The following is a 16,277-nucleotide window of genomic DNA, read 5'->3' on the forward strand; positions in this document are numbered from 1 at the left end:
TCAGTGGACCTTGCGGCAGGCCATCGCCTTGTCTTGCGGCCACGCGAACGTGGCCTCGTCGCCGCGAATTGTGAGGTAACGGCCGAAGGTTCCGTCGTAGCGCGCGTCCGAGGCTGCGGCGCCTGCGGGCGGAGGCGCGAGCGTGGCGGTGTCGATGCTGTCGCCATACTCCAGCCGCGCGCCGGGAAGCTCGGTGGCGAAGAAGAAGACGTCGACCTGGTTGGCGGGATTGCCTTCGCAGGCGAAGGCGGCCGTCGCCCTGGGCCGTTCCAACATGAAGCGGGCGACGAGATCGGCCTCGCGGCGCAGGTACTCGCCCTTCACGCAGTCGGTCTTGTCGGTAGCCTTCCAGCAGTCGTTGCGGCCGGCGATCCAGCCGCGCTGGGTGGCCTGCAGCTCGGCGAGCGCCTTCTGGCTGCCGCTGCCCAGCTTCTTCAGCACGGCGACCGCGGCGGCGTAGCGCGCGGCGAGGCGGCGATCGAGCGCCATCAGGGCGGGATCGGCGCAGACGAATTTCTCGGCCTCCGATTTCGCGCCGGCGCAGTCGAAGGAAGGCCTTTCCTGCGCCGCAACCGGCAGGGCGAGGGCGATAAGGAGCGGGACCAGGGACGCAGTGCGACGCATGTCGATCTCCCCATGCTGGTGAGAACGGACGGCGGGGCGGTACCTTTCAGCGCCCGTCGCGGATGGCCTCCAGCGGACACTCGATGGTGCAGACGAGGCCCTCGGGACGATAGTCCATTTCGACCGAGCCTCGCAGCTCGGCCGCCAGCGCCTGGCGGACCATGCGCGTGCCGAAGCCCGACCGCGACGGCCGCCCGACCGGCGGGCCGCCGGTCTCGCGCCAGACCAGGCAGAAGCGGCCGCCATCGGCCGTCCAGCCAATCTCGATGCGGCCCGAAGCGCTGGACAGCGCGCCGTACTTCAGCGCGTTGGTGGCGAGTTCGTGCGTGGCCAGCGACAGCGCGACCGCGGTGCGGGGCTGCACGATCACCGGTTCGCCCGCCAGCCGCACCCGGTCCTCGGCCGGCAGCAGCGAGCGCAGCGAGGCGCGCAGCACGTCGTCGAGCGAAGCGCCGGACCAGCTGCGCTCGGTCAGGAGATTGTGCGCGTCGGCGAGGGCCGTCAGGCGGCCCTCGAAACCCTCGCGGGCCAGCGGGTCGATGTCCTTGAGGGTCAGCGCGGCAATCGACTGCACGATCGCCAGCGTGTTCTTGACGCGATGGTTCAGCTCGTCGAGCAGCAGCCTGAGCTGGTCCTCGTAGCGTTGGCGCTCGGTGACGTCGGCGGCGGCGCAGACCGCACCGATGACGGCGCCGTCGCGGCCGCGCAGGGGGCTGGCGCGGATCAGCAGGGTCCGCCGGTCGCCGTTGTCGTGCACCAGTTCCATCAGCTCGCCGTCGACCGACTCGCCGCGCGAGGCGCGGCGCAACGGCAGCTGGTCGGAGGGGAGCTCGGTCCCGTCGCGCCAGAGGCGCAGGGGCCGCCGGGAGACCACCGCGAGCGGCGCGCCGCCGCCGGCCGGCACGCGCAGGATCTCGGCGGCGCGGCGGTTGCGCACGATCTGGCTGCCGTCGGGATCGTAGGTGAACCACACGGCGGTCGGGACGGTCTCCAGCACCGCCTCGAGGGCGGCGGTGCGGTCGAGCAGGGCCGCCTGGGCATCGCGGCGGTCCGACACGTCGCGGAAGGTGACGCCCACACCCTCGCCCAGGGGAAACAGGCAGTAGGCCACCAGGCGGCCGCTGATCATCGAGGTGGCTTCGCCCTTGACGACCGCACGGCCGGTCATGGCCCGGCGCAGCAGGTGCCCGCGCTCGTGCTCAACCTCGTCGGGGAAGACCTCCCATACGGTCCGGCCCAGGACCTGGTCGACGGTTCGGCCGAAGTAGGTTGCGGCCGCGTCGTTGTAGAGGATGAAGCGCCAGTCCGCGTCGAGGGCATAGAACGGGTGGTCGAGGCCCGCCACGATCTGGTTCAGCAGCGTCTCGGCGTCCGGAAGGGCGGGCATGGCAGGAGCCTATCAGGCCGTCGGAGCGCGGTCGCCGTCGATCCGGCTCATGCCTCCATCACGATCGCGACGCGGCCGGTGACCGAGCGCTCGACCAGGGCCTGCATTGCGTCGGCGGCCTGGTCGAGCCGAAAGGTGCGGTCGACGTGCGGCCGGCACCGGCCGGCCTCGCACCAGCCGCGGATGCGCTCCATCAGGGCGAAGGTCCGGTCGGCCTGCTCGACGCGCGCGTCGTGCGGGCTCCAGCCGACATAGTAGCCGTAGTTGAAGCCCATCACGGCGAGGGTCTTGACCAGCAGGATGTTCGCCGGGATCTGAGGGATCGTGCCGCCGGCGAAGCCGATCGGGCAGATGCGGGATTCGACCGCCATGCAGCGCAGCGACTGGGCGAAGACGTCGCCGCCGACCGGATCGTAGACCCGGTCGACGCCGCGGCCGTCGGTGAGCTTCAGCACTTCTTCCCGGAAGTCCTTCGCCGAATAGTCGATCACGTGGTCGGCGCCACGGCCGCGGACGAACGCCGTCTTGCGCGCGCCGCCCGCTGTGGCGATCACCGTGGCGCCCAGCGCCTTGCCGATCTCGACCGCTGCCATGCCGACCCCGCCGGCCGCGGCATGCACCAGCAGCGTGTGGCCCGGCTGTACGTCGAGCACGTGCGGCCAGGTGAGGGCGCCGGCCGAGGTCGGATAGGAAATGGCGAGCTGGATCGCTTCGACGAAGCCGACGGTGGCCGGCTTGGGGAAGACGTTGACCTCGTGCGCCACGGCCTCCTCGGCGAGCCCGCCCCAGTCGAGCACGGCCACGACCTCGTCGCCGACCCGGATCCGCCGGCAGGCGGCGTCTACCTCGGTGACGATTCCGGAGACCTCGGTGCCCGGCGCGAAGGGGAAGGGCGGGCGGCGCTGGTACTTGCCGGCGATGACCAGCGTGGTCGCGAAGCTGACGCCCGCCGCCTTGGTGCGGATGCGCACCTGCCCCCTTCCGAGCGGCGGCGACGGCATGTCCTCGAGCGCGAGGTCCCCGGGGCCGCCCCAGCGGCGGCAGATCATGGCTTTCATGGAAGGACCATGCCATCGGCCCGAACCGTTCGTCGACGGCCTTCGCCGACGAAGATTCCGCTCCTACCGGCGGCGTGGCAGAGTGCCGGTCGTTCGATCCGGGAGCCGCCCATGAGCAAGACCGTCGCCGAAGTCATTGTCGAGACTCTCCAGGAAGCGGGGGTCAAGCATTGCTGGGGCGTGCCGGGCGACACGCTGAACTACGTCACCGACGCGATCCGCCGCAGCGGCATCGATTGGGTGCATGTTCGGCACGAGGAGGTCGGCGGATTCGCCGCCGGTGCCGAGGCGCTGCTGGCCGACCGGCTCACGGCCTGCGCCGGCTCCTGCGGCCCCGGCAGCCTGCACTTCATCAACGGCCTGTTCGAATCTCATCGCAACCGCGCCCCGGTCGTGCTGATCGCCAGCCAGATCACCAGCGAGGAGCGCGACTTCGACTTCCCGCAGGAGGTCGACTTCGAGCAGGTCTACCGCGCCTGCAGCGTCTTCTGCTCGGAAATCCGCTCGCCAGTGCAGGCGCGGCGCAAGACGGCAATGGCCTGCCAGGCGGCGCTCGCCAAGCGCGGCGTCGCCGTGCTGATCGTGCCGGTCGACATTTCCAAGGCGCCGGCGCCGAACGAGCCGGCCTTCGCCGTGCACCACGCGCGTCCGGTGCTGCGGCCGTCCGAGGCCGAGCTCGACCGCATCGCCGCGATCCTGAACGAGGGCAGCCGGATCGCCATCTACGGCGGCTCGGGCTGCCAGGGCTCGCACGACGAGATCGTGGCGCTGGCCGACCGGCTCAAGGCGCCGGTGGCGCACACCTCGCGCGCGAAGGATTTCATCGAGTATGACAATCCGCACAATGTCGGCATGACCGGCATGCTGGGCAACGCCGGCGGCTATCACACGCTCAAGAGTTGCGACACGCTGCTGCTGCTGGGTTGCGACTTCGCGTGGCGCCAGTTCTATCCCGACCAGGCGCGCATCGTTCAGGTCGACATCGACCCGACCCATCTCGGCCGCCGCCATCCGGTCGAGCTGGGCGTGGTCGGTGACATCAAGGCCACGGTCGCGGCCCTGCTGCCGCGCGTGAAGACGCGGACCGAGCGCGGCTTCCTCGACGATTGCGTCGCTCGCCACGCCAGGGCGATGGAGACCCTGGAGAAGCGCGCGACGGTGCACGCAGGCAAGATCCATCCGCAGTATCTTGCTCACCTGATCGACAAGCATGCCGCGGACGATGCGATCTTCACAGCCGATGCCGGCTCGCCCACCGTCTGGCTGCTGCGGCACGTCCAGGTCAACGGCCGGCGGCGCACCCTGATCAGCCTTACGCACGGCACCATGGCCAACGCCATGCCGCAGGCGCTGGGCGCCAAGCGGGCCTTTCCCGACCGTCAGGTCATCTCGATGTCGGGCGACGGCGGCCTCTCGATGTTGATGGGCGACCTGCTGACGGCGATCCAGGAGAAGATCCCGATCAAGATCGCCCTGTTCAACAATGGCGCCTTGGGGTTCGTCGAGCTGGAGATGAAGGTCGAGGGACTGCTCAACGCCTATACCGACCTCGTGAATCCCGACTTCGCCCGCGTCGCCGAGGCGATCGGCTTCCATGCGCGTCGGGTCGAGACGGCCGACGATCTCGACGGGGCGGTTCAGGACTGGTTGGCGCATCCGGGCCCGGCGCTGCTCGACGTCGTCACGAGCCGCATGGAGCTCGTCATGCCGCCCTTCGTCGGCGCCGAGCAGGCCTTCGGCACCGCGCTCTATTCGGCGAAGGCGATCCTGGGCGGCCGCGCCGGCGACGTCTGGGACCTGGTGACGGAGAACCTGTAGAGAGCACCGCGCTCATGTTTCTCTCCCCCTATCGGGGGAGTGGAGAATGGATGAAGGGTGACCGCTACTTCGACCACGGTCCGAAGGGCGGCATGTCGGTGCTGGGCTTCAGCGGGAAAGCAGGTGCTCGCTTCTCGAGGAACGACCTGATGCCTTCCTGCGCATCGGCGCCGGCCGCGAGGTGGCCGACGCACTGGAGGTCGAGCGTGAGCGCGTCCGCCGGGTCCTGCGCGCCCCACATGCTCCACATCAGGCGCCGGTTGACGGCCGCGGCCACGGCAGAAGAGGTTGGCGCGGCGAACTTCCGGGCCAGCGCCTGCGCGGCCGGCAGCAGCTCGTGGGGCGCGTGGACGGAGCGGACGAGGCGGCCGGCCAGCGCCTCCTCGGCGCCGAACAGGTCCGCGGTCATCACCCATTCCTGCGCCTGCTGCATGCCGACCAGCCGCGGCAGGAACCAGCACGAGCCCGCCTCCATCGCCATGCCGCGCCGGTTGAAGACGAAGCCGACGCGCGCGCTGCTCGACATCAGGCGGACATCCATGGGCAGGCACATGGTGATCCCGACGCCGACAGCCGCCCCGTTGATCGCCGCCACGACGGGCTTCAGGCATTCGAGGATGGCGAGCGTGATCGACTCCCGGGCCTCGCGCTTCTGCGGCCGGGCGCCGTCGTTCCAGACCTGGAAAGCGCCGCTGCCGGCCGAGATGTCGGCGCCGGCGCAGAAGGCCCGCCCGGCACCGGTGACGACGATGGCCCGGACCTCATCCATCGCATTCACGTCGCGGAAGAAGCCGATCAATTCGCGGCTCATCACCGTATCGAAGGCGTTGAGCTTCTCGGGCCGGTTCAGCGTCAGGGTCATGACGCCGTCCTCGAGATGGGTGAGCAAAGTCTCGTAGGTCATGGATTTTCCTCTCCCGGTCGTTCCGCAGCGCAAGATCGAATGTCGTTGCGTGGCTGAGCGGTTTACGAAACATTCGCCGCCAACCCCGTCATTCGCAATCCCGGAGGAAGCCCGATGTCCCACCTGCTGAAGACCGTCGAGGACGGCGTCATGAAGATCACCCTCAATCGCCCCGACGCGATGAACGCGCTGTCGCGCGACATGATGGGTGGCCTGATGGAGGCGCTCGACGAGGCGGCGGGCTCGCGCGACGTCGGCTGCGTGGTGGTCCGCGGCGCCGGCGACAAGGCCTTCTGCGCCGGCGGCGACGTGAAGTCGATGGCGGCCGGCCGCGACCAGGACAAGACCTACGAGGACAAGGTTCACGACATCCGCCAGCGCATGCGCGTGTCGGAGCTGCTGCACGAGATGGGCAAGCCCACCATCGCGATGGTGAACGGCGTGGCGGCGGGCGCCGGCCTGTCGCTGGCGCTGGCGGCCGACATGCGCTTCGTGGGCAAGAGCGCCCGCATGACCACGGCCTTCGCCAAGGTCGGCTTCTCGGGCGACTTCGGCTCGCACTTCTTCCTGCACAAGCTGGTCGGCACGGCCAAGGCGCGCGAGCTCTACTTCACGGCCGAGATCCTGAACGCCGAGCAGATCGAGAAGCTGGGGCTGGCCAACCGTGTCGTCGACGACGCCAACCTCGACGGCGAGACGATGGCCTTCGCCAAGAAGCTGGCCGCCGGCCCGCGCGTCGCCTGGTGGCACGTGAAGAAGAACATGAAGGTGGCCGAGGAGGGCACGCTCTCCGAAGCTCTCGACAGCGAGGCCGCGCGCATGATCCGCACCGGCGAGACCGAGGACCACAAGGAAGCCGCGCGCGCCTTCGTCGAGAAGCGCGCCCCCGTGTTCAAGGGCTACTGAGCCGCCGGCGCGCCCGCCAGCGCGCGGCGCGGCCGACCAGTCCGGCGATGCCTTCGGGCATCGCGACGATGGCCGCGATCAGGAGGGCGGCGTAGAGCAGGGCCGACAGGCCCTTGCCGAGGCCCGCCGTCACGTCAGGGAAGAACTGCAGGAACAGGCCGCCGGCGATGGCGCCGGCGGGCGCCTGCATGCCGCCGATCACCAGGCCGAACAGCATCTGCACCGAGAGCGAGAAGGTGTAGCCGGTCGGTCCGACATAGCCGTACTGGAAGGCCGACAGGCAGCCGGCGAGCGCGATGTAGCCGCCGGCGATGGCCGAGATCGTCGCCCGCGCCTGGTCGACCCCAATCCCCTGGGCGGCGGCGGCGAGCTCGTTGTCGCGCGCGGCCCGCAGCGCGCGGCCCGAGCGGCTGGCGATGAGGTTGACCGCCAGCCACAGGCCGGCGCCGAGCAGTGCCAGCGTCATCAGGAACGCCCAGCGATCGTTGCTCAGCCCCAGCGGCGGCACGGGGAAGTCGAGGTAGAGGCCCTGGACGCCGCCGGTCCAGCGCTCGATCACGCGCCAGCGCAGGAGCTGCGGGAAGGCGAGCGCGAAGGCATAGGTCACCAGCGCCTGGGTCCACAGGCTCTGCCCACCGGCGATACGGCCGAGCGCCCAGCCCGCGGCATAGCCGGCCAGGGCCGCCAGCGGCAGGCCCCAGTAGGCGGTCACCCCGGCCTGGTTGGTGACGATGGCGGCGGCATAGCCGCCGATGCCGAACAGGGCGGACTGGGCGAAGGAGAACTGACCGCTTACCCCGCACAGCAGCACGAGGCCGACCAGGGCGATCGACCAGATCGCCGCCTGGGTGAAGCGGAAGACGATGAAGTCCGGCAGGCAGAAGGAGAGGGCGGCCGCTGCCACGAAGCCCATGGTCCACACGGTCCGCATGGTTCTACGATAGAGCGGATCGCGCCGGGGTGGAATCGCCCGGCGACGGCACGTCAACGAGACCAAGGGGAGGATTGCGATGAAGCTCCGGCAATGCGTGTTCGTGGCCGCCGATCTCGAGGCCTCGCGCGAGGAACTGTGCGACATCCTCGGCCTCGACGTGGCCTTCCGCGATCCCGGCGTGGCGAAGTGGGGCCTCGCCAACGTCGTCTGCCCGACCGGCAACGACTTCCTCGAGATCGTGGCGCCGATGCAGCCCGGCACCTCGGCCGGCCGCTACATCGAGCGGCGCAAGGGCGACGGTGGCTACATGGTGATCATCCAGGTGCCGGACGCCCGGGCGGAGCGGGCGCGGGTGACCGGGCTCGGCGTGCGCGCCGTCGCCCAGAAGGACCAGCCGGAATATGCCTACACGCACTTCCATCCCTCGGACACGGCCGGCGTGCTGCTGTCGCTCGACACGACCTTCGCGCCGCCCGGCGTCGATCCGAAACTGTGGTGGCCGCCGGCCGAGAAGGACTGGCGCCTGCACGCGCGATCGGACGTCACCAACGGCCTGGCCGGGGTCGAGATCCAGGCCGAGGATCCCGATGCCGCCGCCGCCCTGTGGTCGCGGCTGCTGAACCGGCCGGTCGTCGACGACATCATCCGGCTGGACGATGAAGGCCAGGTCCGCTTCACGCCCATCGTCGATGGTCGCGGTCCCGGCGTGTCGGCCTTCGACGTCAAGGTGGTCGACCGCGAGCGTGTGATCGCGGCCGCGAAGAAGCGCGGCCGCGACCGCGGCCCCGCTCAGGTCGAGGTCTGCGGCTGCCGCATCAACCTGGTCTGAGGCCGCGCGAACAGGAAGGTCAGCACGGCGAGGTTCACGAGGTTGAGGACGAGGCCGGCCGAGAAGGCAGGCAGGTAGCTGGCGAAACGGTCGTAGAGCAGGCCGGCGCCCCAGCCGCCGCCCGCCATGCCGAGCAGGCCGGCGAACATCACGGTCGGCACGCGCCAGTTCGCCTCGCGCACCGAGTAGCAGTCGCGGATCACGATGACGTAGGCCGGCAGAAGGCCCGACAGGCCGAGGCCGAAGGCGGCGGAGACCAGGTAGAGCGCGGCGAGATCGCGGGTCAGCAGGAAGCCCGCCAGCGCCGTCGCCTGGACCAGCGAGCTGAGCAGCAGTGTCGGGAAGCCGCCGATGCGGTCGCTCAGCCAGCCCCAGAACTGGCGCGCCAGGAACGCCGAGCCGAGCAGCACGGAGAGCATGGCCGCGCCGTACTGCGACGCGAAGCCGAGATCGCCGCAATAGGCGACGACGTGTTGCATCGGCATGGCCATCGGCACGCAGCACGAGAAGACCGCGACCATCAGCAGCACCATCAGGAGGTTGGGCGGCAGGCCGAGGGTCGACTCGCGGCGACGGTCGGCGCCAGGACCACCGGCATGGGTCGACGGTGCGATGGGCGCGGGATGGAGGAAGATCAGCGTGAGGGCCGCGCCCGACACCAGCACGAAGGCGGCGAAGGCCAGCATCGTGTGGCGCCAGCCGAGCCGGTCGATGCCCATCTGCAGCAGCGGTGGCCAGATCGCGCCGGCGACCGCCTGGCCGGAGGCGATCAGGGCCACCGCCGAGCCGCGGCGCTTCTCGAACCACAGGCTGACATAGGTGAGCAGCGGCGAGAACATGCAGGAGGTGCCGAACAGGCCCATCAGCACGCCGTGGCCGACATAGAGCTCGGCGAGGCCGCCCTGGGCCGAAACGAACAGACCCGCCGCGACCATGGTCGAGCCGAACAGAACGATGCGGCGGATGCCGATCCGTCCCGCCAGCCAGCCGGCGACGATGCCGCCGAAGGCGGCGCCGACATAGGGCAGGGAGGCCGCACCCGCCGGCCCCGAGCGCGCGGTGCCGAGCTCGGCCGCGACCTGCTTCATGGCGACCACGACGACCAGCGGCGCGCCGTAGGCGACGGTCATGATGGCCAGCGCGGCGGTCGCCGTGATCCAGGCGGTGCGGCTGTCGAGCAGGGACCTCACAGCGCCATCACCCGGTCGGCAAGGCGCCGCACGACGTCGGGCGAGACCTGGCGGGCGAGCTTGGCCTCGGCGCGTCGCCAGGCGGCGAGGGCGGCCTCGAGGCGTCGGGCACCGGCCTCTGTCAGCCACACCATGCGCTTGCGCTGGTCGCTCTCGACCACGGCGATCTCGACCAGGCCCTCGGCCGCCAGCGTGCGCAGCGTGCGCGACAGGGTCGACTGGTCGAGGCCCATGCGCTCGGCGAGCGCGCCCACCGTGTCGTCGTCGGCGGCGGCGATCTCCGCCATCAGCCCGAACTGCGGGAAGGAAAGGCCGGCGCCGGCCATCTCGGCCTCGAGGAACTGGGCGGCGCGCCGGGCGGCCCGCCGGAGGTTGAGGCCGGGACAGTCGGCGACGGCACGCCGTGCGTCGGCGCGCAGCGTGCGGGGTTGCTTGGAACGAATGGTCATCGTATGTAGGTACATAGAATGTAGATACATGGAAAGCAAGGGAGGATCGCGATGGCCACGCTCCTGATCGTCGGCAGCTACCTGTCGCCCTATGTCCGCAAGGTGCTGGCCTGCCTCGAGACCAAGGGCATCGCCTACGAGGTCGACCATTTCGTTCCCTTCTTCGGTGACGACCGCTTCTCCCGGTTGAGCCCGCTGCGCCGCATCCCGGTGATGGTCGACGGGGATCTCGTTCTCTCGGACTCGTCGGTGATCTGCCAGTACCTCGAGGACCGCTGGCCGACGCCCGCCCTGTTTCCCGCCGACATCGCCGACCGGGCGCGTGCCCGCTGGCTGGAGGAGTTCGCCGACACCCGCATGGGCGACGTCTTCATCTGGCGCCTGTTCAACCAGATGGCCATCCGGCCGGCGGTGTGGGGCGAGAAGGGCGACCGCGGGCTGTTCGACCGCACCGTGCGGGAGGAGGAATGGATTATTTGATAGCTATTTATTAATTTAATTATTTGCAATATGGAAGATGATAGAGTTTCTAAGCGCAAGAAGTTTTACGATCCAGTAGTTGACCTGAGACCCGAACGAGAGAAGTTCATTGTTAATCTCAGGAAAAAGAACAAACAAAAGCTGTTTATGGCAAAACGCAGACTTCAGTCTTTTAATATTGCTGGAGATAGAGGTAAAAAATAAAAATAGCTTAAGCGACGAGTTCCATAAATCTGCAAGAGATGTTGTCAGTAATTTATATTTGGAGAATCTAACTCTTCATGATGAAATCGAGACTGTCTTCACTAATCTCTCGATCAATGATGAAACAAAAGAATTCTACTTAATAAATATAATGTTTTTGCGACATAAAATATGCGATCACTGAGAAGAAGTGATCGAAGTTATTATGGAGGATAACTACTTTCCTCGCTTTGCAGTTTACTTTGAAATCGTCGAATACAAAAATCTGATGACAGAGGTCATATGGATACTTGCGAACATGCTATCCACTAAACATTCTCACTATATTCAAATTATGATGGATCCTGAATATAATGTTCTCAAGTTTTTGAGCGAATGAATGAATACCTACAAAGATATTGAAACCATCAGCTGTATTGTCTATGCATTCAACAACATATTTTGAGAACAAGATTACGATGATAAAATTATTGACTGAGGATATGTAAACTTTTTAGTGAGACTATTTTCCTCCAAAATCGATATGAAGATTTTACATATTAAAAATATAAGTTGGGGAGTTATCAACATCAGCAGCAATATAAAACTAGACCTTAGTACAATCAAAAAAATTTTACTTTTAATTCAAGTAATTTTAAATATTAGAGACTTAACTTTGACTATTGATTGACTGAAATCAATCGAAATGCTTGCATTACACAATAATATTGCAGATGAGTGACTCAAACAAAACTTAGTCAAATTCGTATTCGATTTAATAAATGTCGATAGGCAAGAAGCTCTGTGATATCATGCAGTTAGTGCTGCAGCAGAGTTAGTTTGTAATAATAATGCAACTTTAATTGATAAATACGTTGAAGAGTCTGTTGTGAAGCAGCTGAGTCAAATATATAATGCATTTATTCCAAAAGATTCAATGTGAGATGTGAACGTCCCAGAAAATCATTATATTGCTTGAAATATTCTCAAATTATTGTCATGAGCAACGAAAGTTTGACCTAATGTGAGCAATATGATATTATGAACAAATCTATTTGACTTGGTTTTAGAGGATTTAAACTCTGAGACTACCTCTGACTATATAAGCTGAGCCCTTCACTTTTTATGTGATGTGTTTGAAGGTCTCGATGATGACTTAGTAAAACACGAAATCGTTAAAAAGGTAACAATTTGCTTATTTTTAAGGAATTTAACAATTATAGGATAAAGATATCTTCAAACCGATTATCAACCTGCTACAGGCATCAATAACAGTAGAACAAACCGTATTAACGCTCAAATTTATTGAGCTTGTGTTTAATTACTGAGTGAAAGAATGAATGTTCAATATTGTGCACAGCTTCGGCCAACTTGACGGCATTAAGCACATCGAGAATTTAGAAAATCATCCTTCAGCAGATGTCAGAATGATTGCAGACTGACTGATACAACAGCATTTCTGATATGACATTGATTTCGGAAAGCAGCAGGATTATGAAGAGTACGAAGGAAACTATCAATTTGTATAATTTTAGTCAATCCTTTGGATCTTAAATGCAAATATTTATTAACAATATTTATCAACAATGTTTATCAACAATATTTATTAGTATATAGTTAATTAAGCTAATATTTTAGTAATAGCAATTAAACGCCAATATATTTAATAATAAATTTGATACTTATATAAATGGAGAACACAAGCAGCGGAAAGTATTTCTATCTAAAGGTCCCCGAACCAATTGAAAGTACATTTCAGCCTGAGCAAGACCCACAACCTATCATAATCAGACTACCAAAGCCCGTTGTGCTAAAAGATATCAACAAGAGGTAACAATTTACAATCGAATAATATGAATGTTAGACCACCGTTGATTCATAATTACAAATAAAGATCTCGCTGATATCAAAACAAAGAATAAAATGTCGACTTCTCAAATAAGTGGAATAACTTCTTTAGGCCATAACAGAGACTTAAGTATCGTGAGCATCAAATCTCTCAAATAGTTTAAACCACACGCTAAATCTTAATATGACAGAGCAAGACAAATCAAAAGTTGAAACTAATTTTCATAAAAATAAAGCACTAATTTATTCGATTCAAAACAAAGCCTATTTGGCATCAAAGAAAAATAAAGGCAAAGCTAAGAGTCCTGAGTCTGCTCAGTCTGCTAATCGAAGAAGGTACTGAACTTAAATCAAATTTTGACGTAGGAAATACAGCACAGCAGATCGGTCAAATTGCCAACTGGTGGCTTGCATTCCTTCTAAAATAAAGTCAATCATTGATAGCAAGTCAAAAAACACTCAGTCTTCACCTCAAAAAACTAAATTCGAAAATATGATCAAAGATGAGTTTAAAGAATACAACGAATTTATCATTGATCGTCTTGCTCAAGGTAATATGAAGGTCAACATTGCTGTAGATGAGACCGTCAAAAGACTTTATATTGAAGATAAGCTCGGCAAATATGTCAGAGAAGATATCAATCCGAGCCAAAGCTTTGATGCGACATCAAAGTAACCCATTTGTTAACAACCGCGTTTAGCATGAATTTAATTCAAACAATTAACACAAACTCTCAGATAAAAGACGACAGAGTTGAGGCTGAAGCACTGAGAAATGCGACAAACACGTTGTTGTCTCCGAAATCTCTAAAATAAACAAAACAGTTTAAACTCAAGAAATATGAACAGACTCAGAGTATTGAAGTCAAATTCAAACTTGAAGAGCTTAAATAACCTATCTCACTTAAAATTAAAAGTTTTGTAAGTTGGAGCTGTTAACATAGTAGACACGACAATTCTTGTCACAATAGCGTCGATCGAAGCAATGAAATCATCATCGATCACGACTATAGTTATTTTCACGATGAGGTAAAATACTCTTGTTCTTACATTATCAGGCAGAAGTGTTGTTGAAAATAAAATAAGCTTTGCAGCGACAGCTTCTTCAACACTCTCTCAGACAAACTCAAAAGTCAACTGAAATACGATGGTAATAAATAATGCTATCTGCAATTAGTGCGAGAAAACAGTCAAAATCGAATCGAGTTTATTCCAAAAGCAGAAGAAATTCCAACTCCGTTTATCAGCGAAGTAAAGGTAACGTGGAAAGTCTATGAATAGGACTCTGCTTTTGATAAAGAACTCAAGGACACTGTAAAACTTAAACAGTCAGAAATCCACTCAAAATTGACTTCCATTGTTAGACAGCAGAGCTTGAACTTTAAAGAGCAAGCCAAGGATTTGGAGAAACTTGAACTCTCTAAAAGTAAATAATCGTATTATTGTCTATAGACGGAAGAAAAAGAGAAATACTCATACTTATTAACATTCTCAAACAACAGATAAGCAAGCAGTACAAACAGTATGGAGAAGCACTGATGAAGCTGTGGAGAGGCTACTTCAAGGAGGTTTCAGCCGAACACCAACAAGTTGTCAAGAACAAATAACAATCTCTGACTCCAACTGCTTCAAGAACTAATTTGATTTAAATAATATGATAAACGATAAAGATGATCAGCTCCTTGAACTTAACAAAGAAGTTGTTCGAATGACGAATGCAAACGGACATTTTCAGCTTGTTCTTGATCAACAAAGAAAGCTATATTCAATGCAGAAAAATGAAACTGAAAAGCAGCTGAAAGCAAAAGAAGAACTCGAAAAGGAACTTGACTTCTGGCTCCCTGGATATCTTTACTATTTTAAAGACGGTCATCTTCGAGATAAACTCAAAGAGATCATTCCAAATAGAAGAGTCGACGAAACCTCAAAGAATTTGGAACAGACGGCACTTTTTGCATATGGTGACGCGATGAGGCTACTTAGTTCGATCAATGTGAAGCTTCCTCTACAAATAAAATGTGAAGAACTACAGCTCAAAATTGACGAACTCAACGCTTCGATAGAGGAATTCGAAGAAAAGGAGGGACTTTGCAAATAGAGAAGTCATGCTCCTGAAAGATGAAATCGAAACACTAAAGTCAAGTTCTGATGCTTTACTATTCCGCAAAAATTTAGGTTATATATCATAATAATAAGTAATAATATTATCAATATTTTGAAAGAATAAGTAGGAAGTCGATATATTTTATAAATAGCTTACTTGTTGAGTACTTCGTCTAAGATTGCTTTATTTACTGTTTTATATAGTTTCACTCGAAAATGAGCTTTCATTAACATCCGCAATCACAAAAGAATATGAAGACTATCAAAAGCGCAAACTTGAATCTAAAAGTATTGAGACTCAAACAGGTGGGTCTAACTTTCTTGGTCTCATGAATAACGCCAAAGATCAGTCAAAGCCTTGGAATCGTAGAAAAAGTTTTTTCATTCAAACCAGAAACGACCGATTTGACAAAATTAAAAGAATCAAAATAGCCTGTCAAACTCCGCTATTGGAAGTTGAAATCAACAATGCACTAAGGAAAGAGGTCAGATGCTCAAAGCTTGTTTATTTGGACATTTATTTGATACCAATTTACATACTTATTTTTATATCGAAAGCATGAGCACATAACTAGTATCACTATATTTGTGCACTATATTTGCACTATGAAATTTATGAAATGTAAAGTTGACATTTTAGGAGTTCGTTTGATTGGTCTGAAAATAAGATAGCATTGATAGTTCCGAGTCTATTTTTGTAATGATAAAGTGATGTTCGCTTCATCTTGCTAAATTTAAAAAATAAATACATTTTATAAAGTATATTTAATATCGCTTCGACTATCTATAGTTCTTTTAAAGTTTTAGTTAATAAAACAACAAAATTTGATTATTTCGAATTATGTTTATAGGCAAATATATATTTGGATCAACTTTGATTTAAATATCAAGCAAATATCCTTCGCTATATGACTTCTTTGTTGTACATTCAAGCAATTTATATAGGGTCAAATCAAAGGAGTCTCAGTTTCTTCAATGCTCAGCCTTATTTTAGAAATTCTAAAACGGAGGACGAAGTATCAATCAGAAACGGACGAATTTACAAATCCTCCAGAGTTGAAGTTCATCGTGTATGATCATATCTTAAGCAAATATAAGAATCATCAAATTGCAGTTCGGCAATATGAGAACTTGGTGATCTCGCTAAAGAGACTGAAATCTAAAGACTTTCGAATTGAGCTTGCTAAACGATTTCTGATTAACGACAATCAGACTTACTCAGAAGAGATTTTAAACACATTTATTGACGTAGCTAACTCCCTTGGAATTGATAATTGATTCAGCAGCAATATCAATCAAATATTCGTCAGCTTTACAAGAGCTGAGTACATTATCAAATCGAAGTTTGGAGGAAGGATGCCCAAGGCAATGATTGAAAACTTGCTTCAAACTATCGATAACAACTTAAATGTGTTTATCAACAGAAAGAAAACTTATGTGTCTATCAAATAAGTTGGAGTACTTCAAAGTCATCAAAAACATATACACAAAGATACTCTCTAAAATGAACTCTTCTGTGTCCAAAACGTTCATAAATGCATTTCAGTTGATTGACCGTGGAAAA

14 protein-coding genes are annotated in these 16,277 nt (G+C 57.1%); 7 read left to right on the forward strand and 7 right to left on the reverse strand.

All coding sequences use genetic code 11. From position 1 onward, the window contains the following. Genes ACO073_RS31180 through ACO073_RS31190 form a run of 3 tightly spaced genes read right to left on the reverse strand, consistent with a single transcriptional unit; the run spans window position 1 to window position 3,069 of the window. Window positions 1-624 (reverse strand): lysozyme inhibitor LprI family protein, encoded by a 624-nt coding sequence (locus ACO073_RS31180; protein WP_422003471.1) that lies wholly within the window; start codon window positions 622-624, stop codon window positions 1-3. Between the two features lie 46 nt (window positions 625-670). Next, entirely contained in the window at window positions 671-2,011 is a 1,341-nt protein-coding gene (locus ACO073_RS31185) for a sensor histidine kinase (RefSeq protein ID WP_422003473.1), read from the reverse strand. A gap of 47 nt (window positions 2,012-2,058) precedes the next feature. After that, complete coding sequence (locus tag ACO073_RS31190) at window positions 2,059-3,069, reverse strand: NADPH:quinone oxidoreductase family protein (protein WP_422003474.1); 1,011 nt, start codon at window positions 3,067-3,069, stop codon at window positions 2,059-2,061. A 111-nt stretch (window positions 3,070-3,180) separates the two neighbouring features. On the opposite strand from ACO073_RS31190, the gene ACO073_RS31195 reads away from it, so the two are divergent. Continuing rightward, window positions 3,181-4,887 carry a thiamine pyrophosphate-dependent enzyme gene (locus ACO073_RS31195; RefSeq protein ID WP_422003476.1) on the forward strand — a complete coding sequence of 569 codons (1,707 nt, stop codon included), beginning with the start codon at window positions 3,181-3,183 and terminating at the stop codon, window positions 4,885-4,887. Window positions 4,888-4,951: 64 nt separating this feature from the next. Here ACO073_RS31195 and ACO073_RS31200 read toward each other — a convergent pair whose 3' ends face one another. Beyond that, window positions 4,952-5,791, reverse strand: coding sequence for an enoyl-CoA hydratase-related protein (locus ACO073_RS31200; RefSeq protein ID WP_422003478.1), 840 nt, complete (start codon window positions 5,789-5,791; stop codon window positions 4,952-4,954). Window positions 5,792-5,905: 114 nt separating this feature from the next. On the opposite strand from ACO073_RS31200, the gene ACO073_RS31205 reads away from it, so the two are divergent. Next, window positions 5,906-6,697, forward strand: coding sequence for an enoyl-CoA hydratase (locus tag ACO073_RS31205; protein ID WP_421997483.1), 792 nt, complete (start codon window positions 5,906-5,908; stop codon window positions 6,695-6,697). Here ACO073_RS31205 and ACO073_RS31210 read toward each other — a convergent pair. After that, window positions 6,684-7,628, reverse strand: coding sequence for a branched-chain amino acid ABC transporter permease (locus tag ACO073_RS31210; RefSeq protein ID WP_421997485.1), 945 nt, complete (start codon window positions 7,626-7,628; stop codon window positions 6,684-6,686). The two genes, ACO073_RS31205 and ACO073_RS31210, sit on opposite strands and share 14 nt — an antisense overlap. A 79-nt stretch (window positions 7,629-7,707) precedes the next feature. On the opposite strand from ACO073_RS31210, the gene ACO073_RS31215 reads away from it, so the two are divergent. Next, entirely contained in the window at window positions 7,708-8,460 is a 753-nt protein-coding gene (locus ACO073_RS31215; RefSeq protein ID WP_421997486.1) for a VOC family protein, read from the forward strand. On the opposite strand, the gene ACO073_RS31220 is transcribed toward ACO073_RS31215, so the two are convergent. Beyond that, a complete protein-coding gene (locus ACO073_RS31220) occupies window positions 8,421-9,650 on the reverse strand; it encodes an MFS transporter (RefSeq protein ID WP_421997487.1) in 1,230 nt (409 codons plus the stop codon). The genes ACO073_RS31215 and ACO073_RS31220 overlap by 40 nt on opposite strands. Next, complete coding sequence (locus tag ACO073_RS31225; RefSeq protein ID WP_421997488.1) at window positions 9,647-10,099, reverse strand: MarR family winged helix-turn-helix transcriptional regulator; 453 nt, start codon at window positions 10,097-10,099, stop codon at window positions 9,647-9,649. The genes ACO073_RS31220 and ACO073_RS31225 overlap by 4 nt, the downstream gene beginning before the upstream one ends. A 51-nt stretch (window positions 10,100-10,150) precedes the next feature. Here ACO073_RS31225 and ACO073_RS31230 point away from each other — a divergent pair, with 51 nt between their 5' ends. The 4 genes from ACO073_RS31230 (at window position 10,151) to ACO073_RS31245 (ending at window position 14,708) form a co-directional block, all read left to right on the forward strand. Continuing rightward, window positions 10,151-10,579, forward strand: a complete 429-nt coding sequence (locus ACO073_RS31230) for a glutathione S-transferase family protein (protein WP_422003479.1) — start codon at window positions 10,151-10,153, stop codon at window positions 10,577-10,579. Window positions 10,580-12,794: 2,215 nt separating this feature from the next. Beyond that, window positions 12,795-12,953, forward strand: a complete 159-nt coding sequence (locus ACO073_RS31235) for a hypothetical protein (RefSeq protein ID WP_422003480.1) — start codon at window positions 12,795-12,797, stop codon at window positions 12,951-12,953. Between the two features lie 150 nt (window positions 12,954-13,103). Further along, window positions 13,104-13,286 (forward strand): hypothetical protein, encoded by a 183-nt coding sequence (locus ACO073_RS31240; protein WP_422003481.1) that lies wholly within the window; start codon window positions 13,104-13,106, stop codon window positions 13,284-13,286. A gap of 978 nt (window positions 13,287-14,264) precedes the next feature. Continuing rightward, entirely contained in the window at window positions 14,265-14,708 is a 444-nt protein-coding gene (locus tag ACO073_RS31245; RefSeq protein WP_422003482.1) for a hypothetical protein, read from the forward strand. The last annotated feature ends 1,569 nt before the right edge of the window (window positions 14,709-16,277 follow it).

The sequence above is a fragment of the Reyranella sp. genome (genome assembly GCF_965229815.1).
GTDB lineage: Bacteria > Pseudomonadota > Alphaproteobacteria > Reyranellales > Reyranellaceae > Reyranella.